At 48.8% G+C, this 338-nt stretch carries 2 pseudogenes; both read right to left on the minus strand.

Features of this window, described 5'->3' with window-relative positions:
• Positions 1-225: pseudogene (locus ACW12G_RS07550) on the minus strand (hypothetical protein); the annotation flags it as partial.
• Positions 226-228: 3 nt separating this feature from the next.
• Positions 229-300: pseudogene (locus ACW12G_RS07555) on the minus strand (hypothetical protein); the annotation flags it as partial.
• Positions 301-338 lie beyond the last annotated feature (38 nt).

The following is a 338-nucleotide window of genomic DNA, read 5'->3' on the forward strand; positions in this document are numbered from 1 at the left end:
TTTAATGCTGCCAGTCATGGCACTGTCTTGATTAGCCAGCTGAATAGCCGTTGCCTCTAAACGCTTAGCTTGTCCAGTTGTACCAGCCATTTTACCATCGGCAACATAAGGTTGCCAGCCAATACTTTGCACATGCGTGCGATACTGAACACTCGGCACACTACTTTTACTATAAAAAGCATTTGCCGTGTTGCCCGGTGCGGGCTGACCCTTAGGAACCAACACCACTTCTAACGCTTCTAGTCGGTACCCGTAGCCAGCTGTTCCGGCATCTTGTCCATTTGATGCCCAACCTAACCAGCCAAAGCTTTGCGCAAGGACACGAGATTAAACATCAT

Source organism: Leuconostoc sp. (genome assembly GCF_965300815.1).